The organism is Enterobacter cloacae complex sp. 2024EL-00227 (assembly GCF_043945315.1).
Taxonomy (GTDB): Bacteria; Pseudomonadota; Gammaproteobacteria; order Enterobacterales; family Enterobacteriaceae; genus Enterobacter; species Enterobacter roggenkampii.
On the sequence record NZ_JBIMQP010000003.1, the window covers coordinates 18,998 to 45,912 of the forward strand.

Sequence of the window (26,915 nt, forward strand, 5' to 3'; positions counted from 1 at the left end):
ATCCCTCCTAAAGCGGTAAGAACCAGATGAGGCTCACGGTCCCTTCCCTGAATTTTGCATTCCCGTTGCCGTGCCCCGGATAGCGCGTTCCCGCATAGTTCGCGTACTGGATGGAGAACGAACCCGGCGTATAGCCGGCATAACCGAAGCTGTAGCTGTAATCGCCGTTCCAGGGCTGCTGCTGGCTGCTGTCCGGGAACCAGAATGCCGTCGCGCGAACGAAGAAATGTTGTTTGAAGGTGTAGCCGCAGCCGCCGAGCATGACGTTTTTATTTTTGCGGATGTCATCGCTGCTGAGGTCGTAGTAGCGCGGCACCCAGCTGTACCCGACCTGGCAAATGATGGAATCCCCTTTATTAATCAGGAGCGTGTTTTCGACCGGTTTCGGTAGCGAAAACTTGTAGGCCAGCGTGAAGGCGCCCTGTTCGAAATAGGTGTGTCGTCGGTTGCCCGATGTCCAGAAATGGTTATCGCCGTAGTTGCTGTAAACCAGACTGACGGTGTTGGCGTGCCAGTCATCGTAGCCGAAGCTGTAGCGAAAATCGGCGGTGTAGCGGCTGGTGTCTCTGACCGGCAGTCGGGACGTAATGTTGGCAAACCAGAAGCTGTAGGGGGAATACTGAAGGCTGAGATTCAGCGTCTGGTTAATCTTTTTCTTTTCCGTGGCGGTGTCTGAACTGTTAGGAATGCTCATCCACTGCTCTTTCAGTCCCGAGCTAAAGCTCAGCGCACCTGAGAATTTCTTGTCGTTACCCGAGAACAGGCGCCCCCAGCGGCTGGTAAAGACGCCAGCCTGAACAGGTTCACCGTTCTTATCGCGCAGGGATTCATTTTCACTGCTTTTCGCCGCCTCTGCGGCGGGGATCGCGGCGAGCAGCACGCCCGCCAGAAGCCATTTTTCGCGCATAACCGCCATCCTTAGTTAGGTATCCAGCGTGCGCCGACGTCGTATTTTGCCATCAGCCACAAAATACCCAGTGCCGCCGCATGCACTAACGTGTTCTCTATCCAGGCATGTCGCCATAAGTCGAAGGTGATGAACTGGCTCACCAGCAGCACCACGTACACATGCAAAATAAAGGTATAAAGCGAGTGCTGGCCGAGCGGGATCAGGAACCATCCCAGCAGGCGATTGAGCGGCGTCCAGCAATACGTCAGCACCAGGTAGACGGTGACCATCAGGGCGATATCGTTTAACACCCTCACCGGGCCCAGCCCGTTCTTCGCCGCCCAGGTGTGATAAAACGAATTGAAGCTGTCAGGCGGGATGACGTGCATCAGCAGCGCGGGCGGCATAAACGGGTTGGTATGGTTCTGGGCGACAAATCCCAGCACCAGCGACACCATGACCAGCGCCACTACCACCCCTTTCCCCGGAGGCGTCCGGGCGAAAGAGAGCAGTTCGGCTTTATACCAGCCGCTGGCCATGCCCAGCACAAAGATGAACTGCCAGGCGAGCAGCGGGAAGGCAAATTCGAATTCCGACGGCGTCAGCCGAAGCGGCCAGCGCTGCCACAGGCTGTACACCAGCAGCGACAGCCCCAGCAGCCACCAGACTTTTCCTTTCTGCAGCATCCCCAAAAATAGCGGGCTGAGTAGCAGTAAAAAGATATACAGCCCCAGAATTTGCGTCTGATGAGGGCCAATCTGCAAATAGAGGATAATGTTGAACCAGGTCTCTTTTATTTGCGGCGTAACCGGATAAAGCGACCAGCTTTCACCCGAAAAACGGTCGGTAAAATGGGTGACCTCGAAAACGTTAATATGTGGAATATAGGCCAGAAGAATAAACGACACTATGATAATGATATTTACACGATATATTTTCCATGCCCTGAGATAAAGCCCCCAGGAAACCGTGAGCAAAACCACTTTTTGCAGACGCGCGCGGTTCAGCATGCCAAGCATAAACCCTGAGAGAATAACAAAACCTTCTGCACCGGTTGTTAACCCAAAACGCTCCCAGGAGAATATATTAAATACCGACATCACCTCCGTATGCGCCACGACCATCATGACGAGGGCAATGCCGCGCATAAAGTCGATTCTCAGGTCCCTGGCACCTGCAACGGCATACCGCCATGCTGTTGATTTAGCGTCATCTTCTTGCGCTACCGACGGCGCAACATGGCTCATAGGGTGTCCTTTGCCTGAAAACGAAAATTAAGGTCTAAATAAAGTAGATAGCCTAAAGGAATAGTAACCGCAATTTATCGACGGCCGATGAAACATCATTAAGCAGAATTTAAGCTGAATTAACCACCGCTAAATATTAATAAAAACGTGGCTGGACACTTTTATTCGGCGTTCTACACTTATCTTAAATCTTGTTTAATCGCTATTTTCTTTCGCTTTTGGGCAACTGTCTACGCAGCAGAATGGGTCTGCATTTTCACGGAATCAGGAACGCCGGAACTATGGATTTTTATTTTTCCCGTTTTGAACATCGTCGTCCTCCGGAACCGTTAACAACACCGCGCTGGGTAATGTTCACCTGGCAGGTGTTAGCGGTCGCGGCGCTTATTCTGGGTGCCAATTATATTTACTGGCGCTGGACCGCCTCCCTGAATACTGACGCATTATGGTATGCCATTCCGCTGGTCCTCGCCGAAACCCTGGCGTGGATTGGCACCGTGCTGTTTACCATCAATTTGTGGAAAGAACAGGATCCTCCTCAGAGTCCGCCGCCCGGCGAAATTAACGAATGCCTGTCGCCTGAGGAGGCCGTAGAGCCCCGTCCCGTCAAGGTGGATCTGTTCATTGCCACCTACTCCGAAGACACCGAGCTGGTCAGGCTGTCCATTCGCGACGCCCTGAAGATGGCGTACCCGTTCCCGATTGACTACCGCATCCACGTGCTTGATGACGGCCGACGCCCGGAGATGAAAGCCGTTTGCGAAGAAGAAGGCGTTAACTATATCACTCGCCAGACCAACATCGGCTTTAAGGCCGGCAACCTGCGCAACGGCCTTGAGCAAACCGACGGCGATTTTATTGTTATCTGCGACGCCGACACCCGGGTATTTCCCACCCTGCTCAGCCATACGCTGGGCTATTTTCGCGATCCGGACGTGGCCTGGGTACAGACGCCGCAGTGGTTCTTCGATCTTCCGGAAGGAGAAAACCTGTCGCGCTGGGGCCAGCGAAAAGCCGGAAAAGTGGGCTACGGTCTGGGCTGGCTGATTCAAAAGTGTGTTGGCCCGATCACGATTGGCCGCGACCCGTTTTTTAACGATCCGCGCATGTTCTATGACGTGATCCTGCGGCGGCGCAACTGGGCGAACGCGGCTTTCTGCTGCGGCGCAGCGTCCATTCACCGTCGCGAGGCGGTCATGCAGGCCGCGCTGAGAAGCTATGTCTGGTCCGTCGAAGAGGAGATCCATCGTCATACGCGCGACATTCGCGATGAGGAGACCCGGGACGTGCTGCAGAATGCAATGCGTCCGCACGTGGCGTTTGACACCGAGCTTACCCCCTACAAATTCCACGTCTCGGAAGATATTTACACCTCGGTGCTGCTGCACGGTGACGCCGCACGACGCTGGCGCTCGGTTATGCATCCGCGGGTTGAGTCGAAGATGCTCTCTCCGCAGGATATGCTCACCTGGATGATCCAGCGCTTTAAGTACGCCGCCGGTTCGCTGGATATTTTGTTTCATGACAACATCTTCAGCCGTCGCCGCTTCAGGCTTTCACTCCCCCAGACGCTGATGTATGCCACCACCTTCTGGTCTTACATGGCCTGCGTGTGGAACACGGTGTTTTTGATTTCGCCCATTATCTATCTGTTTACCGGCATTCCGCCGGTGTCCGCCTGGTCGACGCCGTTCTATCTCCACTTTCTCCCCTTTTTTATCTTCTCTGAACTGGCGTTTATGTTCGGCACCTGGGGGATCTCGGCCTGGGACGGCAGGGCCTCTTACCTCTCCTTCTTTTCCATGAACCTGCGCGCGCTCAATACGGTGCTGCGGGGCGAACAGATCAAATTTCACGTCACGCCAAAAGAGCGGCAGACGGGCCGTTTTCTCTACCTGGTGAAGCCGCAGATTGCCATCGTGGTGCTGACCCTCGCAGGGCTTATCTGGGGCGGTATTCAGGTGGCGCGTGGGCAGGTGGACGACCCCTCCGGCTACGTCATCAATATTTTCTGGGGAGGGGTGAACATCGCCGCCATGCTGCCGCTTATTTTCGCGGCCATGTGGACGCCCGCTGAAGAGGACGAGGTCACTCAATGAGGATACGTGATGCCCTGCTGCCCGCGCGCAGCTACCTCACCATTTTGCTCGGCTTCCTGATCGGCTTTGCCATTGTGGTCTGGGTGGAGAAACAGATGCCTACGCGCGTGGAAAGCAGCGGCGGCATCGCGCTCAGTAAAGACTTCCCGCCGCTGCCCACAACACGGGCGCTGACCTATGACGAAGCCATCTGGGCGCGGGTCGCCTGGCAATACTACGTGAATAATACCCAGCCAAACGGGCTGGCGAACGCCAGCGACGGTGAACCCTGGCTGAGCCTCTGGAGCGTGGGAAGCTACCTCTTTGCGACCGCTGCCGCAGAGCAGCTCAATATCATATCCGCCGATGAGTTTGACGAGAGGGTCAGCACCGCCGTGTTCACGCTGGGGCAACTGCCGCTCAATGACAAGGGTCTCCCCGCCGCCTATTACCATGCGGACACGCTCAAGATCCTCGGCAAACCCGACGCCTCCGCAATCGGTCTGAGCCGGCTGCTGACGGCATTACAGACCCTGCTGTGGCGCTATCCCCAGCACGCGGCGGCCATCCGCGATTTGTTGAGCGTGTGGCGCACCGCGGCGATGATTGAAAATAACACCCAAAGCCAGGCTGCGGTGCCGCTCCACCACTGGACGCTGGCCGACGATGAACAGCGGGACACTTTTGGCTACCGTCTCTATGCCAGCCATACGCTGCGCCTGATTGACAGCGCGGCAGGACTCGCGGTGACCAACCCGCCGGAAGGGCAAAAGATGATCGATCTGGATGGCGTAATGGTGCCCGATGAAGGGCTTCGCACGCCCTGGGGCAAGCAAACCTCGCTGATCAGTCTCCCCTATCTGTTAACCGGTCTTGAGCTGGGCTTTGATGCGCAGAGCGCTGAAATTGCGTGGCGGATTATGCAGATCCAGCAGCGGCGCCACGGCCTGCGCGCGCCAAAACCCCCCGTCAGCACGGATTATGCCGAACCCGCGCCGGATTACGTTAACGATCTGCCGGACAGGCAGCCGGTTCAGGCGCGTAACCTGCGCGACGAGGTGCCGGAGAAAGTGGCGATGACCTCCACCCGCACCGCGTTTGCCTGGTATGCCCTGTTCCGCAACAGCTGGAGCGAAGCGCTGCGCCAGCAGGTTCTGCCGCTTCAGGTGCCGGGTAAAGGCTGGCAGCGCGGGTTAAATCTCAACAACAGCGTCAATGCCGTCGTGGACGCCGATACCAATGCCATTGTGCTGGAAAGTCTGTCTTACATCGCGCATGGCCAGATGCTCTGTCTGGCCTGCCTCTACACATCCCCCTCAGCAGGAGCAACGCCATGAAGCCACGATCCCCGATCCTTTTCCACCTGCTCACGGGAATAACGATCTGCTGGCTGGCGCTATCGACCGTGCGTGCGGACACCGAGCTTCCTGCATCAGGTTACTCCCCGCGCAGCGGCGAGCTGACGGCCCGGGAGATGACCATCGCGAAAAACGCCTGGCAGTATTTCGTCACCAACTATCAGCCCACGACGGGCCTGGTGAATGCGGTCAACAAATATCCCTCCACCACCATGTGGGACAGCGCCTCCTATCTGGCCGCCCTGACGGCGGCGCGCGAGCTGGGGATCATTGATAAAGCGGAATTTGACCGCCGGATGCTGAAGTTTCTCGCCACGTTAAACACCCTGGTACTGTTCCGCAACGAGCTGCCCAACAAGGCCTATAACACCATCAGCGGCCAGAAGGTGGACTACACCAACAAGCCCGGCGAAATTGGCTTCTCGGCGCTGGATATCGGGCGAATGCTGGTCTGGCTGAAAATCATCAAGGAGCGTTACCCGGAATACGGCAACAGCATTGATAACGTGGTGCTCGGCTGGGATTTCAGCCACGCGATCGACCCCTGCGGCACGCTGTACGGGGCCTATCTGGAGAACGGCCAGCCGAAGTACGTTCAGGAAGGTCGACTGGGCTATGAAGAGTACGGCGCGGCCGGTTTCCAGCTGTGGGGGTTTAATACCTGCAAAGCCAGCCGTCCGCAGCCTTACGAGCTGGCCGAGATCTACTGCGTGCTGGTCCCGTACGATACGCGCGACCCGCGTAACACGTCGCAGCATAACTACGTGGTGACGGAATCCTACCTGCTCTACGGGCTGGAGTTCGGCTTTGATAAACCGACCGACCGGGATAACGCCCCGCGCGACTACTCCCTGACGTGGATGAAAAACTTTGCCGACCGCGTTTATCAGGCTCAGGAGAACCGCTATACCATTACCGGCGTCCTGACCGCGCGCTCCGAGCACCAGCTCGATAAGGCCCCTTACTTCGTCTATGACACCGTCTTCAGCGACGGGTACAACTGGAACACCATTACCGATAAAGGCCAGTTCGTCCCTAACGCTGCCGCGATTTCGCTGAAGGCGGCGCTGGGCATGTGGGTGCTGTGGAACTCCCCCTATACCGACCGCCTGCTGAACACCATTGAGAATGCCAACGAAGAGGGAAAAGGCTACTACGAAGGGCTGTATGAAAACGGCGACGGGCCGATCAAAGAGTTCACCGCGAACAATAACGGCATCATGCTGGAGGCCCTGTTGTTCAAAAAAGAGGGAAAACTGCTGGCCTTCAACACCGACAACCCGAAGAGCAAGGATTTTGCCCCGTCTCTGTGGGATCGAAAGCTGCTCGATCAGTTTGAAGAGAACAACGCGCTGCGCAGCCGCCCGTTCCTTGCCAGCACCCCGGCCGTAAAAAGCTGGTGCGACCGGACCGGCGTCACGCAGCGCACCAAACCCGCCTGCCAGGCCTGTCAGTGCGCGTCATGCAGCGTGGACGAGCCCGTTAAACTGCCTCCGGTGACTGCGCAATGCTTAAAACCATAGCCAGAGGGCTTGCGGGATTACTCCTTGCAGGCGCGATCGTCTTTGCGCTGTTTGCCCATCAGGGCGCAGGCTGGCGCTGGCTCATCAGTGGCGGCTGGCACTCCAGCGCGCGCATTGCCGCCCTGACGCCGGAAGAGCAGACGTGGGCGGCGATCGCCTGGCGCTATTTCGTCAATAATACCCAGCCGCAAACCGGGCTGGTCAACGGCAGCGACAAACAGCCCCGCGTCACGCTCTGGCAAATGGGCGATACGCTTATCGCCCTGCTGGCGGCCAAAGAGCTGGGGCTGATTGAGGAGGCCGAGTATGACGCTCGCCTGACGCGGCTGATGGGCACCCTAAACCGCCTGATGCTGACCGAGGCCCGGACGCCGGGCCGACTCTATTCCAGCCAGACGGCGACGCCGATCGACTTTAGCGGCAAGCCCGTTAAAAATGGCTGGTCCGCGCGCGATATGGCGCGTCTGATGCTCGCCCTGCGCCTCACCGCAGAGCGGGAACCGCAGTACAGCGAATACCTCGATAAAATCATCCTGCGCTGGAATTTCTGTCCGGTCATCGATCGTGAAGGCGAACTGTGGTCATCTTCCCTGCAAAACGGCCAGCCGGTGGTGCGCGAGGAGCTGCGCCTGGGCGAGAGCGAATATGCCGCAACGGCGTTTCAGCTGTGGGGGTTTTCTCCGGAGAAAGCGTTTACCCCCCCGGCGCACCATGTCATCATCGCCCAGCGGCGCCTGGCCGTCGATGCCCGGGATCCGCGCACCACGTGGCAGCCCTCCCTGATCACCACCCTTCCCTATATGCTGCCGGGCCTGGAGTTTGGCTGGGAGCCCGAAGGCGTTGCGGCCGATCGGCAAAAGCACCTGCGCAAGCAGGCCGAAAACGTCTGGCTGAGCCAGAAGAGCCGCTGGGAGACCGATAAAATCCTGACGGCCAGGGCAGATTTCTCGCTCCCGCAGGCGCCCTGGCATATCCAGGATACGGTCTGGGGAAATGGCTATGCCTGGAACTCTGTCGGTGACGATGGCCGGGACTACACCCGTTTCGCGCAGGTATCGACCAAGGCGGTTTTTGCCCTGTGGGCCCTGTGGGACACCCCGTACACCGACGTGCTGATGGCGGTGACAAAGCATCTTAACGATCCGCAAAAAGGCTGGTACGAAGGCCGCCAGGAAGCCACGGGCGATACTAACGCTGCGCTCACCCTTTCCACCAATGCCACGGTGCTGGAAGCCCTGTTCTTCAAACACAACGCGGGCCCCCTGTTTGACGCCCGCCGGGCTAAAAAAGAGAGCTACTTTACGCGCCGTGTGGCAGATGACTATACGCCCGTCGGGCACTGTCTACCGGGCGAAAACGCAGTAAGGAGGACGCCGTGAAATTTTACCGCGATCTGTTTGAATCCAGTCTGAACCGCGTCTTTCCGGATAATGATAAAACGGCGTTTTTCCAGACGTTCTATGACGCCTTCGTCCATATGTCACCCGAGACGGAGCAGCATTTTTCTCGCCTGCCGGATAGCGAGGGTCAGCAGACTCTGTTTAAGAGTTTCTTCGCCATGCTTGCGGTAGACGGCGCGTTAATCGTGCCTGATTTTCTCGAACGCCTGGCACGGGAGCAAAGTGACGACGGTCTCCACCTCCCGCCGCGTTTTTTCGCCCTGTGGCGCGAAGCGATGTTGAACACCGTGAGCCTGCGCGATCCGCAGTGTGACGATGAGATCCTGACGGCCTGGGCCATGGCGATCGCGCCCGGGCTGGAATACCTGCGCCGACAGGCAGAACTGCACTACCGCGCGTAGGAGGATCACGATGAGCGCATTCACGTACGATCTTAACGCGCTGCCGGCCGCCGTCATGATTTATGACCGCGAGGAACGCCTGCAGGCCTGGAATCACAACGTGGCCCTTTTTTATCCGGTCATCACCCCGTGGCTGAAGGTGGGCACAACGCTGGCGTCGCTGGCGGAACGCTTTATCGACGCCGTTTACAACGTCGACCCTGGCCTTCGCCAGACGCTGCGCGAGTCGATCGTGCGCAACTGTCGGCAGGATAAACACTGCGAAGTGCGGCAGGCAGGCCAGCGGCGGATCTTCGTCCAGCACCAGCGCCTTGCGGACGGCGGCATTGTCAGCCTGCACAGCGATGTCACGGAGCTGGATGAAGCGCAGCGGGCGCGTCATCAGCTGCATGACGATTTTCTGCTGACGGCAGAATCCATCCATATCGGAATCTGGGACTGGCAGGTGTCTGGCGACACGCTCCAGGTCAACGATACCCTGCTTGCCATGCTGGGCCAGTCGCGCACCCAGTGGCGATATCCGGTGCGTTTTCTGCTCAATCAGGTCCACGAGAACGATCGCGCTGCGCTGCGCAAGGCGCTGCACGCGTCGAAGCAGGATCATCGTCCGGTCTTTGAATGTGAAATTCGCGTGCATCACCCTACCGAAGGTCTGCGCTGGATGCTGCTCTCCGGCCAGGTGGTCACGCTCTCCATTGAGGGAAACGCCGAGCGCGTGATTGGCACGCTGCAGGATATTACGCGCCGCAAGGAGGCTGAAATTCAGGCGTTCGCCTCGGCCATTGAGGCACAAAAAGCCAATGAGGCAAAAAGCGCGTTCCTGGCGAATATGAGCCATGAAATTCGCACCCCCATGAACGGCATTATTGGCATGACCCAGCTGTGCCTCGATACCTCTCTCAGTGCCGATCAGCGCGATTACCTGACGCTGGTGATGAGTTCTGCCCAGTCTTTGCTGCATATCATCAACGACATTCTCGACTTTTCCCGGATTGAAGCCGGCAAAGTGGAGCTGGAGGCGGAGCCCGTCCCGGTCCGCCCCTTCATTCAGTCGCTTATTCGCCCCCACATGCCGGGGGCGAGCGAAAAAGGCATTGAGCTGCTGGTCGATATTGCGCCCGACGTTCCCGACGTGCTGCTGGTCGACGGCGCGCGGCTGCGCCAGATCCTGACCAATCTGCTGGGTAACGCGCTGAAATTTACCCACCAGGGGGAAGTTATCCTGATTGTTGAGCGCGCGGATAGCGCGGATCGATGGCGTTTCCGGGTGTGCGACAGCGGCATTGGCATACCGGCAGATAAGCAGAAAGCCATTTTTGAAGCCTTCAGCCAGGCGGATAACTCAACCACCCGACGCTATGGCGGTACGGGGCTCGGGCTAACCATCTCTGCGCGACTGGTCGCGGCGATGGGCGGCGAATTAACGGTCTCCAGCGAGCCGGGGAAAGGCAGCGAATTTTCCTTCGTGCTACCGCTTGCGGCCCAGGCGCCTGGCCCGGAGGAACGCCGGCATAGCCATCGCTTTAACGGGGAACCCGTGCTGGTGGTTGATGATAACGCGACCAACCTGCGGCTATTGGCCGCCATGCTTAGCCAGATGGGGCTGAAACCCACCTGCGTTAATAACGCCAGCGAGGCCATCAACCGGGTTAAAACCGGAACGGCATGGCCCCTGATCCTGCTGGACGCGCAGATGCCGGATATGGACGGCGTGTCGCTGGCTCTCGAACTTTCGGTGCTGCCGCAGGTTGCTGAAAGCCATATCATCATGCTGAGCTCCATGAGCCGACATTTTGATATCAATATGCTGAAGCGGATCGGTATCCAGAACTACCTGCACAAACCTATCGCCCAGAATGAATTGCATCAGGCGATTGCCGCGGCGTTTGAACGTGCACCAAAGACGGTGAGTGAAAGCGCGCCCGCGCCCACCGTCGCGCCGGACACGGCCGGGCTCAGGGTCCTGCTTGCGGAAGATAATCTGGTCAACCAGAAGGTCGCCGCGCGCCTGCTTGAGCGGCTCGGGCACACCTGTCAGATCGTCGATAATGGCGTCGCACTGCTGGAACGCTGGCGGGCGGGCGTGTGGGACGTTTTGCTGATCGATCTTCAGATGCCAGAGATGGACGGTGAAACCGCCATTCGCCTGCTGCGTGAAGAAGAACGCGCCCGGCCCGGACCGGCGCAGCCCACCGTCGCCATGACGGCACACGCCATGCAGGGGGATAAAGAGCGCTGTCTTCAGATGGGGTTCGACGGCTACATTGCCAAACCCATCAGCCAGGAGCGTCTCGCTGAGGAGATTGCTCGCGTGCTCCCGCGCCACGATGACCCTTCCGCCTTCCCGGATGAAGCACGCCTGCTGAAGCAGTGCGCTGACGACCCTGCTCTGGTCCAGGAGCTGCTGGCCCTGTTTGGCGAAGGGCTGGAGGAGGCCATGAAGGCCATCACCCTGGCTATCGACAGCGACGATCGTGAAGCGCTGCGCCGCGCCGCCCACAAGCTGCGAGGAGAAGCCGTCACGCTGGATTTCGGGCGACTCGCCCGTCAGCTGCAGGCGCTGGAGAGCGAGGTGCACACGCTGGAAGGGCAACAGCTTGCGGCGCTAAACCAGCAGCTTCAAAAGGAATCGCTGCGCCTGATAGCGTGGCTCAACGCGCGCGGGGTAAACGCATGAAGACTCGCTACTGCGCGCTGCTCGTTGCCCTGTTGACCACCCATACGGTGGCGAACGCTGCGCCGGTCAGCTGGTCTCTGGCCGGAGAATGGCAGGTTCAGGATGCCAATGACACCGCACATCCTGCCGCATCAGGCTGGCGCCCGCTTCAGGTCCCCGCCAACTGGTACAGCGCCGGGTACGATCACCAGGGCGCGCTGTGGTACAAGCACGCGTTTTCCCTGCCCGTGCAGCCGCCCGACGTAATGAGCACCCTGGTGTTTGACGGCGTCGATTACCTGGCCGAGGTCACCCTGAACGGCCAGCCGCTGGGCCAGCATGAGGGCTATTTTCAGCGCTTTTCGCTGGATGCCAGTCAAGCGTTACAACGTCACAACCAGCTCGTGGTCAGGGTGGACAGCCCTTACGAAGATCCCACTAAGGTCTGGCCGCTGCATAAAACGGTCATGAAGGGGATCCTTAACCAGCATGACACCCGTCCCGGCGGGGCCTGGTCGGCGCAAGGACAGGACGCCAACTCGGGCGGCATCTGGGCACCGGTGAGGCTGCATCTTAGCCGGGGCGCCACCCTTGATGAGACCATCCTGCGACCAGACTGGTCACAGGGTCTGATGCACCCCGCGCTGAAAGCAGATATTCGCTATCGCGCGCTCGGTCAGGGCCCGGCGACCGTGCGGCTCACCGCCACGCCCGCCAACTTCAGCGGCAGGCGCTATCAGGCTGACTTTCCGGTTACCCTCGAAAGCGGCGCCCATTCCGTGCAGGTGACGCTGCCCATGCCGAAGGCAAAACTGTGGTGGCCCGTCGGCACGGGGAAACCCCACCTGTATACCATTCGCGTGGCATTGCGGGATGAGAACGGCCTGATGGACACGGCGGTCACCCGAACAGGGCTGCGCAAGATCGTCGAACAGCCCGACAATAAGGGCTGGCTCATTAACGACAAACGCCTTTTCATTAAGGGCAGTAATTACATCGGATCCCCCTGGCTCAGCACCATGACGCGAGAAAAATACCGTCGCGATCTTCGTCTGGTGGAAGCCATGAACGCCAACGCCATACGCGTGCACGGACACGTTGCCGGACGTGCGTTGTATGACGTGGCCGATGAGATGGGCATGATGATCTGGCAGGATGTTCCGCTGCAGTGGGGCTACAACAACAGTGCGGCTTTCACGGAAAATGCGGTTCGACAGACGCGGGAGATGATCGAACAGTTTGGCAATTCCCCCGCCATCATCGTCTGGGGCGGGCATAACGAACCGCCGTGGAATTCGCCGTGGATGGAAAAACGCTTCCCGGACTGGAATAAAGATCTGAATCGCGCGCTCACGCAGCAGGTAGCGGATACGCTTGCCGAAGATACCTCGCGCATCGTGCACCGCTTTTCCGCCGTTGAGGAGCATTACTGGGCGGGCTGGTACTTTGGTACCGTACGCGACCTGCTTGCTCCGGCCAAAACGGGGATCATCACCGAGTTCGGCGCGCAGGCACTTCCCCGCTTGTCGACGCTAAAAACCATCATCCCGGCGGCGTCGCTCTGGCCCAAAACGACCGCCGCTGACGATCCCGGCTGGACCGTCTGGAAATACCATAATTTTCAGCCCTTCCAGACCTTTAAGTTTGCCGGTATTTCGCGTGGGGACAACATTCAGGCGATGATCCGCAATACTCAGGCGTACCAGTCGCAGCTGGTGGCCACGGCGGCAGAGAGCTACCGTCGACAGCGCTACCAGCCGGTGACGGCCCTGTTCCACTTCATGTTTGTAGAAACCTGGCCCTCCATCAACTGGGGCGTGGTGGACTACCTGCGTAAGCCTAAAGCCGGGTTTTACGCCTTAAAACGCGCCTACCAGCCTGTTTTGCCGTCCATTGAACCCGTCACGGCGCAGTGGCAATCCGGGGCGGCGGCGACCGTGCGTCTGTGGGCCATCAACGACACCTGGAAACCGTGCCGCGAATGCCGTCTTAGCTGGCGCATCACCCAGCGCGATAAGGTGCTGGCAAATGGCACGACGACGATGACGATCGCAGCAGACTCGGGAACGATGGTAAAAGCGGTCACGGCCACGCCCGTGGGCCAGGACGACGTGTCGATTCGGTTTACGATTGAAAACAGCGCGGGAAAAATTGTCGGCGAAAATCAGCGCACGGAGTCCGTCATAAAGTAAGCGAGGGGAAAAGGAAAATTGCCGCTTCCCCTGCTTTCTTGTACCCTTTCAGCGTTTACCCCAATCCCCTGAAAATCGAGACATCCGGACGCCTATGACTGCACATATTTCCAAAGATCCTTTGCATGGCGTAACGCTGGAGATGATGGTCAACGCCCTGGTGGCGAAATATGGCTGGAGCGAGTTGGGTGACCGCATCAAAATTAACTGTTTCAGAAAAGACCCCAGCGTTAAATCGAGCCTGAAATTTCTGCGCCGCACCCCGTGGGCGCGCGCGGAGGTTGAAGCCCTGTATCTGGACTCTCTCAGCGATGAGGGAAATACAGAGCAGGCGGCGCCCGCCTTTAATCCCTGGGCTAACAGTCGGATTATCAAGAGCTAATACGCAAATGACGCGACACGTAAAACGGATTGGTGCGCTGGCTGCCTGCGCGCTTTTACTTGTAAGCTGCTCCTCAAAACCACCCAAATCACTGGTTACCCCTCTTCCCACCGTCAGCAAACCGACGCCGCAGGCAAACGCCCCGATGCGCGGCATCTGGCTGGCGACCGTCTCGCGTCTCGACTGGCCGCCGGTGGCCTCGGTGAATGGCCGCAGCGCGGACCAGCGCATCGCGATGCAAAAGCAGGCGCTGATCGCAAAGCTCGACAACCTTAAGCAGCTCGGCATCAACACGGTATTTTTCCAGGTGAAGCCGGACAGCACGGCCCTCTGGTCATCAAAGATTCTACCGTGGTCAGATATGCTGACCGGCAACATCGGTGAGTATCCGGGGTACGATCCGCTGCAGTTTATGCTTGATGAAGCGCACAAGCGCGGCATGAAGGTCCATGCCTGGTTTAACCCCTATCGCGTATCGACCAACACCAAACCGTCCACCATCGCCGCCCTGAACCGGACGTCATACCAGACGCCGTCCAGCGTTTATGTCCAGCATCCGGAATGGGTCCGCATCTCGGGTGACCGCTTTGTGCTCGACCCGGGCATTCCGGAGGTGCGCGACTGGATAACCAAAGTGGTCACCGAAGTGGTGGCGAACTACCCGGTAGACGGCGTGCAGTTTGATGATTACTTCTATGCCGAATCGCCGGGATCCGCGCTCAATGACGCGCAGAGCTGGCGGCAGTTCGGCCAGGGGTTTGCCTCAAAAGCCGACTGGCGAAGACACAACACGCAGCAGCTGATTGTCCAGGTCTCCCGCGCGATCAAGCAGACAAAACCCAACGTGGAGTTTGGCGTCAGCCCGGCGGGCGTGTGGCGCAACCGCTCCTTTGACCCGGCAGGCTCCGACACCCGCGGCGCCGCGGCCTATGATGAATCCTACGCCGACACGCGTCAGTGGGTGCAGCAGGGCCTGCTGGACTACATCGCGCCGCAGATTTACTGGCCCTTCTCGCGGGATGCCGCGCGCTACGACGTGCTGACCAGATGGTGGGCCGACGTGGTGAAGCCGACCCACACTCGCCTGTATATCGGCATTGCGTTCTACAAGGTTGGCGAGCCGTCGAAAAAAGAGCCGGACTGGACGGTTCAGGGCGGGGTGCCGGAGCTGAAAAAGCAGCTCGATCTCAACGATTCGCTGCCCAACGTCAACGGCACCATCCTGTTCCGTGAAGATTACCTGAACCAGCCGCAGACGCAGCAGGCGGTAAACTATCTCCGTGGACGCTGGGGTAGCTAAGTCACGATCAGGCAGAAACGCCCGTTTCTGCCTGTTTTTTACGGCTTCGGCCCGAACATCGTCTCGAGCTGCTGCGCATCCGGCATCCCCACCACCTGCTGCAGCTCGTTTTCCGCATTCAGATAGTAAATGGCCGGCGTGGCGTTAGCGCCCAGGCTGTCCATCAGCGCCTGATGTTTCTGTAGGATCGCAACCGTTTCGCGGGAAGCCTCGCCTTCAGGCTTGGGCAGTTTTTTGCCGCCGGAAAGCTCGTATTCGCGCCAGGCCGAAACCGGATCTTTCGCATTCAGAATGGCGGCGGCGTTGCGTCCGCTGTTAGGGTTGAGGAACGCCACCAGCAGCGTATTGAGCTGCACCTTACCGGCCTTGACCCACGGCTGCGCCTCGGACCAGAACTGCTTGCAGTACGGACAGAACGGATCGGCAAAGACAAAGACCTTACGCGGGGCGCTATCCGCCCCTTCCTTCAGGGGATGCGCCGCGTTGAGGGTTTTCCACATCTCGCGTCCCATCGGGGCGTAGATCTCTTTCTGGAAGTAGCCTTCGCTGAGGTTTTTTCCTTTATCATCGTACAGATAGCCCGAAATGACGTGTTTGCCGTCCGGGGTTAAAAAGAGCGTCACGCCCATATCCTGATACTGCCCCAGCCAGGCTGGCGCCCCGCCGGGCGCATCCAGCTTCTTGATGATGTTGATGTTCTGCTGCTCGCTGAACTGCTTCACCACATCCGGTATGGCTTCAGCCGCCTGTACCAGCCCTGACGTCGCCAGCGCCGAAAGTAACAGTAATTTTCTCATTTCCCTCTCCGGTTTATCGGGGGCATTTGGCCCCCTTCAGATTAGCGGTTTTTCAGTGCTTCACTGACCATTTCGTCGAATTGTTCGAACGGCACCCAGCCGGGAAGCAGCCCCTCGCCGATAAGCGTGGCGGGCGTGCCCTGGATCCCCATTTTTTCCGCCACAATGAGGCTGCGCCTGATCGTCAGAAAACTCTCCTCGTCCGGCGTCGTCACGCTCACGCCCGCCCGCTTTTGCGCCTCCTGAATGCTGGTGTCATCGTGGTACCCCTTTTTCGCCATCAGGGTGTGGTTCAGCTTCATAAACTGCTCAGGATGCGCACGCCAGACGGTTAACGCGTCTCGTGCGGCGGTCAGCGAACTTTCCGAGCGGAAAGGTAAAAACTTAAAGACCACCGCCACGTCCGGGTGTTTTTCGACAATCTTCTCCAGGTACGGATCGAATTTTTTACAGTACGGGCAGTTGTAGTCGGTAAACACCACCAGGGTGAGCTTTGGGTTTTTCGCGCCGATGCGCGGGGAGTTTGGATCGTTAAACAGGAAATCAGCGATTATCTTCTGCGCGCGCTGCTCCTGGTCCGGCGTCAGCGGCTGCGCGGCAAATACCTGAAGCGGGGCCAGCAGGAGCAGAAGCGTAATAAGGAATTTTTTCATGACACAGTTAGCCTTTTGCGTTGTTCAGGGTGGTGACCAGGGTGCGCTTGTCCAGCAGCGGCGAGAGGATCTCGCCATCAGGCAGGCCGGGGCCATACACCGCGTTAAACGGAATGGCGTAGCGGTTTCGCTTCGCCAGAAAATCCGCGATAAACGCGGACGGCTGGCTCCAGTCCCCGCGCAGGGCCACCACGTCCGGCTGGCGCAGCGCGGCAATCACGTCCGGCTGACTGAGTACGCGGTGCTCGTTAACTTTGCACGTCACGCACCAGTCCGCGGAGATATCCACAAACACCCGTTTCCCCTGCGCCAGCGCGTTCTCGATAGCCTCTTCACTGAGCGGCTGCCACGGGATAGTCTGCGCAACGCTTTGTGCCGGAGCGTCAGGCGGCGCGTTAAGCAGACCGCGCACCTGATACCCGCCGAACGCCGACAGCGCGATGACCACCACCCAGAAAAGCGGCGAAGATTTTTGCCCCTTTAGCGCAAACAGCACCAGCGCGACGGCAGTCAGCCCCAGAATCACGATCTGGCTGACCGCCTCGCCCAGATGCACGCTCAACAGCGTCGCCAGCCAGAGGCTGGAGGCCAGCATCATCATGCCGAGGATGACCCTGAGCGTGTTCATCCAGCGGCCGGGTTTCGGCAGCAGCATGGCCGCTTTCGGCACCATGGCGACAAACAGCCACGGCAGGCTCATGCCCACGCCGAGCATCAGGAAGATAAGCCACAGGGCGTGCAGCGGCGCGCCAAGGGCAAAGGCGACCGCCGTACCGAGGAACGGCGCGGAGCACGGCGTTGCCAGCAGCGTGGCGAACATCCCTTCGCAGAAGCTGCCGCCAATCCCCGATCCCCCAGCCGTCGCCAGCCGTCCGGCGGCGGCAGAAGGCAGCAGCATTTCAAACGCCCCAAACAGGTTCAGCGCAAACAGGAAGGTCACGGCAACCATCAGGCCGATAAACCACGGGTTCTGGAACTGAATGCCCCACCCCAGCGACGCTCCGGCCAGCTTCAGCGCGGTGACCATCCCGGCCAGCAGCATAAAGGAGGTGAGGATCCCGGCGCTGGTGGCCAGGAAGCGCAGCCGGATGGCACGCCTGTCCGATCCCGCCTGCAGGATGCTGTTAAGCTTCATGCCCATTACCGGCAGCACGCAGGGCATCAGGTTGAGGATCAGCCCGCCTAATAGCGCAAAGAGCACCATTTTTCCCGTCCCGTCCGGTGCGGAGGTCTCTTCGGGCGTTGGCCCAACGGTCATGGTGGTTTGCTGCGCCCGATCGCCGTTGGTCAGCACAAACGACAGCCTTTTACCTGCCAGCGAGGCGGGCTTATCGCCCCATTCGTCGGTCACGGGCACCGTCACCCGAAGCGCAGTGCCGTCGTGTTTAATGACCGGCTCGCCGGGCAGAATATCGCCCTCCAGCGGGTCAAAGTAGATACCCGGATTATCCCATTTTCCGTCCGTCGTCCCCGTCACAACCAGGTTACCGTCAGAAAGCCAGGCGGAAAGATCCGACGACACACCTGATGAGTCCGGCACGGCGCGCATCGCCTGTTCGAAGGCGCTGCGGAAATCCTGATCCACCGGCTGGGTAAAATCGAGATGCAGCGGGTAGTCCGTCAGCAGACACACGTTGCTGCACGTGGAGAGCGTGAGCGTCCCGTCGAGCGTGTCGCCCTTCACCCCGTCGAGAACGATCGGGATAGTGACCTTATCGTGATAGCCCTGCGTCGTCATGCCGGAGATATCGAAACGCGACGGTACCGGCCAGGACCAGCTGTCCGTTACGCCGTCCGGCCAGCTGATTTTCGGGGCCACGCCGCCCTCGCCCGGCGATCGCCAGTAGGTTTTCCAGCCGGGCTTTAGCTCAACGGTGAGCAGGCCTTTAACGTGCGTTTGTTCCCTCTCCGCCTGAAAGCGGATGCGGGCGTGATCGTTTTGTGGGGAGACCAGCCAGCCGGTGTCCGCCGCATGGACAATGCCGATGCAGGACAGCCACAGGAAGACGAATCCCCTGAAGAGGTTAACCATGTTGTACTCCGTGAACAGTGAAAAATTATCGTGTGGTGACGATGTTTTTCATTCACGGAAAACGCAGTTTTTAAGGTGTATTCGGGGAGGTGGTGCCTGAACGGGCTGTTCCGCCGGAGCCAGTGCCCGCCCTTGCGTCAACAGCTGCAGCAGCGCGAAGAAGATAATAATGGCCGGTAACGCACCGTCGAAGAACAGCGGCTGGGCGCAGAGAAGCGAGTGAGCGCCTAGCTGACAGGGCGATGGCCCGGACTGCTCGGTGCTGGTTTGCGTTGGGGCATCAGCACTCAGAGAAATCTGCGGATCCAGTCCCTGTAAAAAATGGTTGAGCATCACCGCACGCTGCACGAGGCAAAGCGCCATCGCGAGACAGGTGATAATCAAAAGCCATTTTCCGAGGAGCTGACGGTTGCGCATAAGATTCCAGAGTGACAAGACGCCCCGATCATAAACGATAGTGATGAATCTACAAGTGCCGGAAGTGTAAGGTTTTGTCTGTCGCCGCTATTCGCCCGTCAGCGCGTCATAGACGTCCCGCAGCCGCGTGCGGAGAAACAGCACCGCCTTGTGCTTGCGGGATAACAGCGCCTGTTCGCTGGCGCCGGTCTCCTCTGCCAGCATTTTAATGCTGTAGCCGTGGAGCTCGGTCTTTTCAAACGCCTCCCGCTGCGGCGGAGGAAGTTCAGACAGCGCCTGGCCCAGCTCTTCCCACAGCAGCGTCTTGAGGTACTCCTCCTCCGGCGTGTGCGGTACGCCGAACAGGGTTTCGGCCAGCTCGTCTTCCGGATAACCGTCGTCATCTTCGCCCGTAAAATAGCCGGAGAGCGACACCTCGCGCTTTTTTCGGGCCCGGTCGGTCATTTCGTTACGCGCCGCGCGAAACAGCCAGGCGGCGACGTTTTCGACCGGCTGTTCCACTTTCATCAGCTGATACGTCACTTCCTGCAAAATGTCGTCGGCATCATCGCGCACGGACGTCCGTCCGCGAATGAAGGCTTTCAACCGGGCGCGGCAGGCATTGAGCGCCGACATCAGCATGGATCCGCCCGCCTCCCCGGCTTTCATCTCGCTCACTCCGCGTCCGGCGCTTTTGGCGTGGCTTCATCGCGCTTATCGTCACGATGGCCGTGCCAGCCGCAGTGGCCGCGACCGTGGCGACCAAACCCTTCGCGGCGCTGCTGAATAAACGCCTCACGCTGCTCGGGCGTCATGTTCATCCAGCGCTCGTGCATCCGGCGGTGCGCGCCAAACATTCCGGGGCGGAAACCTAAGCCGCCAAACAGAATGCGGCTCAGCACCAGAATGCCCAGCGCCTGCCAGAATCCGATGGCCTTCACGCCGAGGATGGCCGGGAGTAAGGCGTTCCACAGGGACATCACCAGCAGGCCGAGCACGATGAAAATCACCGCGCCGATGATTAAACCTTTGCCCATACGGTGGCGACCAAATCCGCGCCCGTGACCACTGCCGTGCAGTTCAAAATCTCTCATGGTGTTTACCTCGTTTGCAGTAACTGATTATGGCGTGTGATGAGGTAGACGGATGAGGGAGTGAAATATTGCTGGGGTGAATGAAAATTTTTGTGCTGACGGTTTTGGACTCATAGCGGTAACGGCTGGCGGGTGCTATGAGTCGCTCGAAAGCAAATCATCTCGTACGAAGAATTCGCTTAACCAATGCAATAGCAATGACGGCCAGTATGATTGACAACAGTGCCAGGAAGATGAGCAAGGATAAGAGTGGATTTAACAAGCCACCTAAACTGGTGAAGTCGCTGAGACGGCCAAGTTGCTCGGACGTGCAAACACGCAGAATGATCTCAGGGATAATAAGCAAAAATATAATTACGGGCAGGACATAAACCAGAGCACTCTTGCGCTTTCCCATTTTCGATGTTGCCCCTATGTTCATGTTGAGAATTAATTCTTCCAATGCGCGGTTTCGATTTCTGATTACGCTGCGGTTTACGTTGTCGATAAAAACGAAGCTTTTTATTTCCTGAAGCCAATTATGCTGAATTCAGGCGAATCCTCAAAGTAGCTAAGCCATTGCAGGCGCTTGTCCATCGTTTAAGATCGGTTTAGCGCAATCTTATGCCCTATTTCCAGGATTTTATCTGCACACTCTGCCGCTGATAACGCAGCGGTATCCAATATGAGATGTTCTCTCTCCCAGGGTTCATACTCACGGTTTTTTACCCTTTCCCAGTCAGGAGGCGTGAGTCCCGGGATATCAGATATTCTGTTCTCTACGCGATAACGATGTTCTTTTTCGTCTGAGCAGACAATTTCAACTTCCAGGAAAGGGACATTCAACGACAGAGCAATATTGCGGAAAGCATCTCGCACAAGGTTAATATCATTAACGGAATCGGTCACAACGGTGGAGCCCAGCTTAAGATTCTCACTTGCTAAACCATAGAGGGCAAAATAGCCCTCCGGACCCGTTTTCTGACCGGGTTCAGAAACTGAGCTAATGGCCTGCTCAACGGTATCAATCCGCAGGTAGACCGCTCCCAGCCTTTGGGAAACTATTTTTGCAACGGTGCTTTTACCGCTGCCGGTTAGCCCACTAAAAATAATTAACATAATTTTCCCTAGTGATAATTAATGATACTTTTTTGCTTCCTTTGGAAGGACATTATAAATTATACAGAAATGGCTATTTGATACACTAATAAGACATACAAGGCGCCCACAGAAAATTCAACACAATGAAATACAAGGATTTATCTCACACTACTCCACATGTTGTCCACATCTGCACACTCTAAATGCATTAGGAATGTCATTGTATTCCCGAATTCTAATTACATCAGAGGTAACGATAAGAAACAGTTACTACTGTAGCGCCTACATCTTTATTGTCGAAGGGAAAAGGCCGTGCAAACGGCCTTTTTAGAGATTATTGTAGCAACTTAACTAAGTCTTCCTTTGGAATCTTTTTCCTGTGGACTTCGTCGTGACAAACGTTACAGAGTGTTATAAGGTTAGCAAGCGTGTTTTCACCACCATGGGCATGGTGTTCTATATGATGCAACTCAAGAAATGTTCTGGGATCATTAGCCGTTTTTTTACTGTGCGACCAATGACAGTTTCTACATGAGTGGTTATCTCTCTCAAGAACACTTACACGAACGGGATCAGGAATTTTACGATCATGAACTTCCGCCTGCCGGTCCTCTTCAAGTAAATAAGCTCCTACCTCTAGCTCTGGACGACCAGAGTTTTTAGTAGCAATAGGCCATCCATCTTCTGTTCTTAATTCACGGGTTCGGCGAGCCCATTCCTTACTATCGTTTGCAAGATAACGCAGCTCTTCACCGGTAACAGGGCGGCCTACATTTTTTCGAAGATAGGAAAGGATTTTGTCTTTCGTTGAGATTTTGCTGCGGCGAAGTACATTTGCTTCATTCCAACGTAGTGCAGCCTCTCTATCCTGCCCCGTTGCTACCAAAGCATAAACGTCTGTTTTGAGGCAATTTGTAGATGTAATTTTGAGCTCTTCAAGGGTGATTTCTTGCTGTTCAATCATCTCTTTAAGTGTCGTTCCACTTAAAACTGACCAGCCGAACTGAACACGCAATTCACGGATTCTGCGAGCATATTCACTTATACCTGCGACAACCATTAACTCATCGCCGTGAATGATGGCTCGGGGGTATTTCAGTAAGTATGCTAAGATGCGATCTCGTGCTGAATTGCAATTTTCTTCATTCAACAGAGAACTGCCTAAATCGCGTAACAAATGGTTCGCGGGAACAAGGGTAAGTACCTGTTCCCTTAAAGATTCCTCTAGCAACTTATGCTCGAAATCAGTAATTAGTGCTAAGAGCTGTTTACGCAGCGTTTCCGGTTCGCTCTTCTTCGATCTTCTCGCCATCTTTAATTCTGCATTCCATTAACTTGATAACATATGAAGCGATTTTTTGGGCAAAAACAGGTGGAACAGCATTACCAATCTGACGAGCAATTTCTGTTTTCGTTCCCTTAAAAACAAAATTATCCGGAAAACTCATTAATCGCGCAGCTTCACGATGCGTGATTGGACGGTGTTCCTCTGGGTGAAGATAGCGTCCTTTCTCCGGCTTAAAAAATTCAGTTCGAATGGTTACAGATGGACGTTCCCACCACAGCCGACCAAATAGGTCTGTGCCGCCAGATGTTTTCTTTATCCAACATGCGGGGGTAATATCAGGCCTGTTTTTTTGTAAGTCAAATCTGTTACCTCCTAGCGGAACGGCACGATAGCGCTCTTGCGAAAGTGCCGTCGGATTTCTACCAAAATGAAGATCTAATGGAGGTTTAACATCTCGGATTTCTGTACCTACTGGCTTAGGGAGATCATCGATGAAATCTTTTACCGTTAACCAGGCAGGGAGTACACCCGGTTTTTCCGGATTTTGATGAGACGGTGAAGGTGGAAAACTAGGAATAAGATTGAGATTAAAACGTTGTTTCTTTATCCCAATTGCAATAGCACGCTTACGGGTCTGAGGAACGCCATAATCAGCGGTATTAAGCACGCAAGGATTCAGCAGTACAAATCCCATGCTCTCTGCTCGAGCAGAGATATCTACAAACTCATCACTCGACAGTAATCCAGGAACGTTTTCCATGACAAAAACTGAAGCTGATGATCGTTCAATGATATCCATATAAGGCTCCCAAAGTGCACGGCGATGGTCACCTTCGCGGTTTTTATTCAACAAGCTGAAACCTTGGCATGGCGGCCCACCTATGACAATGTCGGCCTTGGGTATCGGATTGTTAGCGATCCACTCGTCGATGTTCGCAACAATTCCATGATTACCAAAGTTCGCGTTATAGGTCTTTATCGCAGCTTTATCATTATCAAGTGCAAGAATGCTTTCGAAATGAGCGCCATTTGTATCTTTCATGAAGCCGCAGGACAACCCGCCAGCACCACAAAACAAATCGATGACCTTTAATTTATTGATTATACTCATTAAAATACATTCCTGATTCTGCCATAGATAACTTTCAACGAGTGTATCATAAGATATGGCTGTTTTTATGTACAGTATGCGATTATATCCTCAAATTTGCCTGACATGGCTCTAAAAGGAAACGAGACTGATAGACCAGTGACTATTGTCATTTCTCAACCTCCAGGAGAACCCATCCACGGCTGGAACATGCCACCTAATCTAGAAGAAAAAATGCCCCTCTTCTTTAGTGATAAACCTGAATTTTATCGCCACATTTCACCCTTGGTCCACGAGCCAGGCGTTTAGCTCCCATCGCTCAGTGATGATTTTCTGTTGAGCCATTACCCCAATCAAAAAAGGCTCCTTAGGAGCCTTACACCATTAATCAAGCCTGCACCGGCAACCTAAAACTCGAAATACTCCGTGAAAGCTGCTGCGCCTGCTCTTCCAGCGAGGCCGCTGCCGCGGCAGACTGCTGCACCAGCGCGGCGTTCTGCTGGGTGACGCCATCCATCTCGGTCACCGCCTGCCCGACCTGGCCGATCCCGCGGCTCTGCTCTTCGGAGGCGACGGAGATCTGCTCCATCAGCGTATTCACTTTGTTCACCGACGAAATGATCGCGTCAATCACCTCGCCCGAGCGGCTCACCAGCTCCGCACCGTTTTTCACGCTGGAGACCGACTGCGCGATCAGGCTTTCGATATCTTTCGCCGCCACCGCGCTTTTCTGCGCCAGGGTGCGTACTTCGCTGGCCACGACCGCAAAGCCGCGTCCCTGGGTACCGGCGCGCGCCGCTTCAACCGCCGCGTTCAGCGCCAGAATGTTGGTCTGGAAGGCGATGCTGTTAATCACGCTGGTGATGTCTTCGATGCGCTTCGAGTTCGCCGCGATGGTATTCATCGTGTCGATGACTTCACGGGTTACCGCTTCACCGGTGTGGGCATTTTTCACCGCGTCCTGCACCAATTTCCCGGCCTGATACACATTATCGGTATTGTTCGCCACCGTCGCGCTCAGCTCTTCCATGCTGGCCGCCGTCTGGGTTAACGCCGAAGCCTGCTGCTCGGTGCGTGACGCCAGGTCGATATTCCCGGAGGCAATCTCCTGGGCGGCGTGCGTCACGGTATGACTCGCATCGCGCACCTGGGCGATGGTCGCCAGCAGCGCCTGACGCATCTGCTCCATCGAGCCCATCAGATGGTCGATTTCGTTGCCTGTACTCCCCTTCACCGGCACCGGAATGTCCAGCTTGCCTGCCGCAATCTGGCTGCAGTGCTCGCGCGCCAGGTTGATCGGCGCAAAGACAAAGCGCTTCATCAGCAGGCTAACGGCGATAATCACCACCACAAACAGGCTGGCGATAGCAGCAACGATCGCCAGGCCAGAGACGAAGCTACTGCTCGCATCTTCGTTCAGGCTTTTGGCGTATTTCTGGTGGACGGAAAGGACCTGGTCGAGAACGATCTCGTACTGGCGGTCGAGGCGGGAGACTTCCGGGATGAGCGCGTTAAATTTGGCGACATCGTGCGCCTCGGCGGCATCGATCAGCGGCGCCAGCCCCTGGTTGCGGTAGTTCTGCCAGGCGTCCTGATAGGCAGTCACCAGCGACGCTTCATCGCTCAGGCGCGGCGACGCCATAAAGGCCGCAAAGGCATGGTCCGCTTTGGTCAGCGCCTCTTTCACGGCGGTAAGCTTTGCAGCGCCGTCCGCCGCGTTGCCCGCTTCCACCATCTTCACATACTCCATCACCCGCACGCGCAGCGTACGGCTGTGGTTGATGGGGTCAATAATGGACAGCACAACCTGGATCTCTTTGTTGACGTTATCCAGGGAATCATTACTTTTAATGATGATGCCAACGCTGGTGACGGTGCTGACAACAAAGAAGAAAAGCAGCGAGAACAGGACTATCAGGGACGACTTTTTCAACGACATACACCAATACCTCAAGGAGAATTATTCCTTATGGTTATCGGCCATTCCAAAACTTAAATTAATTAAAGTTATTGATGTATCGGTCCGGGCTATATTGCTCACTTATAGCGCCGCTGCAGGGTGGCCGCCAGCTTGCGTTGCAACAGTTCCGGGGTCTCGCCCTCGATCAGTTTGCTAATCAAATCAAAGCAGTGCCATGCCAGCTGGCGGTTATCCTGGCGGATGGTATCCACCGGGATCGTCAGCGAATCGTAGAGATAGTGATCGTCAAAACTGGCTAACCTGATATCGCTTTGCAGCAGGTTATGCTGGCCCATATAGCGCAGCACCCCTTCCAGCAGCCCGCAGGCGGCGGCGAAGAGCGCTTTCGGCGGACGCCCCAGGCGGGCGCAGAGTTCAGCAAACATCTCGTATCCGGAGCTCGGGTGATAGTTGCCGTGAATGATCCACTCGGGGCGCAGCGCCACACCGGCCTCACGCAGCCCTTGCTTAAAGCCTTCAAGACGATCGCGCGTCGGGGATAAACGGGGCTGGCCGCCGAGAAAGTAGAACTCATCAGGATGCTGGCGCGCAATGTCCGCCACCAGTTCGGTCGTCGGGGTGATGGAATCGGTGATCACCAGCGGCAGCGCGCTGTCGTTGATGTGGCGGTCAAACAGGACCACCGGCAGCTGCTCGCTCAGCTTATGGTAGTCCGCGTCGTTGAGCATGCTGGAGGCCACAATCAGCCCGTCCACCTGACGCGCTACCATGTTGTTCACCACCACCGTCTCCTGCCCCGGGTTTTCATCGCTGCAGGAGATCAGCAGCTGCACGCCCGCCTCGCGGCACAGCGTTTCCAGCTCGTGCGAAAAGACGGCAAAACCGTAGTTGGTGATCTCCGGGACCACCAGACCAATGGTGTGGCTGCGGTTATCGCGCAGCGACCGGGCGTGAATGCTGGGCTGATAGTGGTGCTCTTTTGCAATTGCCAGCACGCGCTCGCGCGTCTCTTCCGCCACGCGAAGCTCTTTGCTGCGACCGTTCAGAACCAGGCTGGCGGTGGCTTTTGACACCCCCGCCAGCTCCGCGATGTCTTTAATGGTGACGCGTTTTGTTTTTCTCACAACGACTTAGATCC

Annotated in this window: 22 protein-coding genes; 9 read left to right on the top strand and 13 right to left on the bottom strand. The window is 56.9% G+C overall.

Features of this window, described 5'->3' with window-relative positions; translation table 11 throughout:
* Positions 1-7: 7 nt before the first annotated feature.
* Positions 8-907, bottom strand: coding sequence for a hypothetical protein (locus ACHH0Z_RS05840; RefSeq protein ID WP_084832267.1), 900 nt, complete (start codon positions 905-907; stop codon positions 8-10).
* An 11-nt stretch (positions 908-918) separates the two neighbouring features.
* Complete coding sequence (gene opgC / locus ACHH0Z_RS05845) at positions 919-2,136, bottom strand: OpgC domain-containing protein (RefSeq protein ID WP_023327506.1); 1,218 nt, start codon at positions 2,134-2,136, stop codon at positions 919-921.
* A 281-nt stretch (positions 2,137-2,417) separates the two neighbouring features.
* On the opposite strand from opgC, the gene ACHH0Z_RS05850 reads away from it, so the two are divergent.
* From ACHH0Z_RS05850 to ACHH0Z_RS05890, 9 genes are all read left to right on the top strand, one after another.
* The gene (locus tag ACHH0Z_RS05850; protein WP_045410235.1) at positions 2,418-4,235 is read left to right on the top strand and encodes a glycosyltransferase; all 1,818 of its coding nucleotides are present in this window, start codon (positions 2,418-2,420) and stop codon (positions 4,233-4,235) included.
* Positions 4,232-5,551, top strand: a complete 1,320-nt coding sequence (locus tag ACHH0Z_RS05855) for a DUF3131 domain-containing protein (RefSeq protein WP_045410236.1) — start codon at positions 4,232-4,234, stop codon at positions 5,549-5,551. Before ACHH0Z_RS05850 ends, ACHH0Z_RS05855 begins: the two co-directional genes overlap by 4 nt.
* Positions 5,548-7,095, top strand: a complete 1,548-nt coding sequence (locus ACHH0Z_RS05860) for a DUF3131 domain-containing protein (protein WP_008501674.1) — start codon at positions 5,548-5,550, stop codon at positions 7,093-7,095. Before ACHH0Z_RS05855 ends, ACHH0Z_RS05860 begins: the two co-directional genes overlap by 4 nt.
* A complete protein-coding gene (locus ACHH0Z_RS05865) occupies positions 7,080-8,474 on the top strand; it encodes a DUF3131 domain-containing protein (RefSeq protein WP_039025523.1) in 1,395 nt (464 codons plus the stop codon). Before ACHH0Z_RS05860 ends, ACHH0Z_RS05865 begins: the two co-directional genes overlap by 16 nt.
* On the top strand, positions 8,471-8,896 hold the full coding sequence (locus ACHH0Z_RS05870; protein WP_008501676.1) for a globin: 426 nt from the start codon (positions 8,471-8,473) through the stop codon (positions 8,894-8,896). The genes ACHH0Z_RS05865 and ACHH0Z_RS05870 overlap by 4 nt, the downstream gene beginning before the upstream one ends.
* Before the next feature lie 10 nt (positions 8,897-8,906).
* Positions 8,907-11,573, top strand: a complete 2,667-nt coding sequence (locus tag ACHH0Z_RS05875) for a PAS domain-containing hybrid sensor histidine kinase/response regulator (protein ID WP_045410238.1) — start codon at positions 8,907-8,909, stop codon at positions 11,571-11,573.
* Positions 11,570-13,744: a glycoside hydrolase family 2 TIM barrel-domain containing protein gene (locus ACHH0Z_RS05880; protein ID WP_045410240.1), complete on the top strand. Its 2,175-nt coding sequence runs from the start codon at positions 11,570-11,572 to the stop codon at positions 13,742-13,744. Before ACHH0Z_RS05875 ends, ACHH0Z_RS05880 begins: the two co-directional genes overlap by 4 nt.
* Positions 13,745-13,838: 94 nt before the next feature.
* Positions 13,839-14,126, top strand: a complete 288-nt coding sequence (locus ACHH0Z_RS05885) for a VF530 family DNA-binding protein (protein WP_023292372.1) — start codon at positions 13,839-13,841, stop codon at positions 14,124-14,126.
* Positions 14,127-14,133: 7 nt separating this feature from the next.
* The gene (locus ACHH0Z_RS05890) at positions 14,134-15,426 is read left to right on the top strand and encodes a glycoside hydrolase family 10 protein (protein WP_045410242.1); all 1,293 of its coding nucleotides are present in this window, start codon (positions 14,134-14,136) and stop codon (positions 15,424-15,426) included.
* A 38-nt stretch (positions 15,427-15,464) separates the two neighbouring features.
* Here ACHH0Z_RS05890 and dsbG read toward each other — a convergent pair whose 3' ends face one another.
* The 11 genes from dsbG to ACHH0Z_RS05945 all read right to left on the bottom strand — a co-directional run bounded on the left by dsbG (position 15,465) and on the right by ACHH0Z_RS05945 (position 26,901).
* The gene (gene dsbG / locus ACHH0Z_RS05895; RefSeq protein ID WP_045410243.1) at positions 15,465-16,223 is read right to left on the bottom strand and encodes a thiol:disulfide interchange protein DsbG; all 759 of its coding nucleotides are present in this window, start codon (positions 16,221-16,223) and stop codon (positions 15,465-15,467) included.
* Positions 16,224-16,264: 41 nt separating this feature from the next.
* Complete coding sequence (locus ACHH0Z_RS05900; protein WP_045410245.1) at positions 16,265-16,876, bottom strand: DsbA family protein; 612 nt, start codon at positions 16,874-16,876, stop codon at positions 16,265-16,267.
* 7 nt (positions 16,877-16,883) lie between these two features.
* Entirely contained in the window at positions 16,884-18,908 is a 2,025-nt protein-coding gene (locus ACHH0Z_RS05905; protein WP_045410248.1) for a protein-disulfide reductase DsbD, read from the bottom strand.
* Between the two features lie 48 nt (positions 18,909-18,956).
* Positions 18,957-19,325, bottom strand: coding sequence for a hypothetical protein (locus ACHH0Z_RS05910; protein WP_021240167.1), 369 nt, complete (start codon positions 19,323-19,325; stop codon positions 18,957-18,959).
* 87 nt (positions 19,326-19,412) lie between these two features.
* Entirely contained in the window at positions 19,413-19,973 is a 561-nt protein-coding gene (locus ACHH0Z_RS05915; RefSeq protein ID WP_045410249.1) for an RNA polymerase sigma factor, read from the bottom strand.
* Positions 19,974-19,978: 5 nt separating this feature from the next.
* Positions 19,979-20,398 (bottom strand): hypothetical protein, encoded by a 420-nt coding sequence (locus tag ACHH0Z_RS05920; RefSeq protein ID WP_045410251.1) that lies wholly within the window; start codon positions 20,396-20,398, stop codon positions 19,979-19,981.
* 579 nt (positions 20,399-20,977) lie between these two features.
* Positions 20,978-21,496: an AAA family ATPase gene (locus ACHH0Z_RS05925; RefSeq protein ID WP_045410253.1), complete on the bottom strand. Its 519-nt coding sequence runs from the start codon at positions 21,494-21,496 to the stop codon at positions 20,978-20,980.
* Between the two features lie 316 nt (positions 21,497-21,812).
* A complete protein-coding gene (locus ACHH0Z_RS05930) occupies positions 21,813-22,790 on the bottom strand; it encodes an HNH endonuclease (RefSeq protein ID WP_045410254.1) in 978 nt (325 codons plus the stop codon).
* Complete coding sequence (locus tag ACHH0Z_RS05935; RefSeq protein WP_045410255.1) at positions 22,747-23,877, bottom strand: DNA cytosine methyltransferase; 1,131 nt, start codon at positions 23,875-23,877, stop codon at positions 22,747-22,749. The genes ACHH0Z_RS05930 and ACHH0Z_RS05935 overlap by 44 nt, the downstream gene beginning before the upstream one ends.
* 367 nt (positions 23,878-24,244) lie before the next feature.
* A complete protein-coding gene (locus ACHH0Z_RS05940; RefSeq protein ID WP_045410256.1) occupies positions 24,245-25,795 on the bottom strand; it encodes a methyl-accepting chemotaxis protein in 1,551 nt (516 codons plus the stop codon).
* Positions 25,796-25,893: 98 nt separating this feature from the next.
* Entirely contained in the window at positions 25,894-26,901 is a 1,008-nt protein-coding gene (locus tag ACHH0Z_RS05945) for a LacI family DNA-binding transcriptional regulator (protein WP_045410257.1), read from the bottom strand.
* Between the last annotated feature and the right edge of the window lie 14 nt (positions 26,902-26,915).

Excerpts from the sequence above, each read along its gene's own strand:
- ACHH0Z_RS05840 (WP_084832267.1), bottom strand. The coding sequence starts at position 907 with ATGCGCGAAAAATGGCTTCTGGCGGGCGTGCTGCTCGCCGCGATCCCC.
- opgC (WP_023327506.1), bottom strand. The coding sequence starts at position 2,136 with ATGAGCCATGTTGCGCCGTCGGTAGCGCAAGAAGATGACGCTAAATCA.
- ACHH0Z_RS05850 (WP_045410235.1), top strand. The coding sequence starts at position 2,418 with ATGGATTTTTATTTTTCCCGTTTTGAACATCGTCGTCCTCCGGAACCG.
- ACHH0Z_RS05855 (WP_045410236.1), top strand. The coding sequence starts at position 4,232 with ATGAGGATACGTGATGCCCTGCTGCCCGCGCGCAGCTACCTCACCATT.
- ACHH0Z_RS05860 (WP_008501674.1), top strand. The coding sequence starts at position 5,548 with ATGAAGCCACGATCCCCGATCCTTTTCCACCTGCTCACGGGAATAACG.
- ACHH0Z_RS05865 (WP_039025523.1), top strand. The coding sequence starts at position 7,080 with ATGCTTAAAACCATAGCCAGAGGGCTTGCGGGATTACTCCTTGCAGGC.
- ACHH0Z_RS05875 (WP_045410238.1), top strand. The coding sequence starts at position 8,907 with ATGAGCGCATTCACGTACGATCTTAACGCGCTGCCGGCCGCCGTCATG.
- ACHH0Z_RS05880 (WP_045410240.1), top strand. The coding sequence starts at position 11,570 with ATGAAGACTCGCTACTGCGCGCTGCTCGTTGCCCTGTTGACCACCCAT.
- ACHH0Z_RS05885 (WP_023292372.1), top strand. The coding sequence starts at position 13,839 with ATGACTGCACATATTTCCAAAGATCCTTTGCATGGCGTAACGCTGGAG.
- ACHH0Z_RS05890 (WP_045410242.1), top strand. The coding sequence starts at position 14,134 with ATGACGCGACACGTAAAACGGATTGGTGCGCTGGCTGCCTGCGCGCTT.
- dsbG (WP_045410243.1), bottom strand. The coding sequence starts at position 16,223 with ATGAGAAAATTACTGTTACTTTCGGCGCTGGCGACGTCAGGGCTGGTA.
- ACHH0Z_RS05900 (WP_045410245.1), bottom strand. The coding sequence starts at position 16,876 with ATGAAAAAATTCCTTATTACGCTTCTGCTCCTGCTGGCCCCGCTTCAG.
- ACHH0Z_RS05905 (WP_045410248.1), bottom strand. The coding sequence starts at position 18,908 with ATGGTTAACCTCTTCAGGGGATTCGTCTTCCTGTGGCTGTCCTGCATC.
- ACHH0Z_RS05910 (WP_021240167.1), bottom strand. The coding sequence starts at position 19,325 with ATGCGCAACCGTCAGCTCCTCGGAAAATGGCTTTTGATTATCACCTGT.
- ACHH0Z_RS05915 (WP_045410249.1), bottom strand. The coding sequence starts at position 19,973 with ATGAAAGCCGGGGAGGCGGGCGGATCCATGCTGATGTCGGCGCTCAAT.
- ACHH0Z_RS05920 (WP_045410251.1), bottom strand. The coding sequence starts at position 20,398 with ATGAGAGATTTTGAACTGCACGGCAGTGGTCACGGGCGCGGATTTGGT.
- ACHH0Z_RS05925 (WP_045410253.1), bottom strand. The coding sequence starts at position 21,496 with ATGTTAATTATTTTTAGTGGGCTAACCGGCAGCGGTAAAAGCACCGTT.
- ACHH0Z_RS05930 (WP_045410254.1), bottom strand. The coding sequence starts at position 22,790 with ATGGCGAGAAGATCGAAGAAGAGCGAACCGGAAACGCTGCGTAAACAG.
- ACHH0Z_RS05935 (WP_045410255.1), bottom strand. The coding sequence starts at position 23,877 with ATGAGTATAATCAATAAATTAAAGGTCATCGATTTGTTTTGTGGTGCT.
- ACHH0Z_RS05940 (WP_045410256.1), bottom strand. The coding sequence starts at position 25,795 with ATGTCGTTGAAAAAGTCGTCCCTGATAGTCCTGTTCTCGCTGCTTTTC.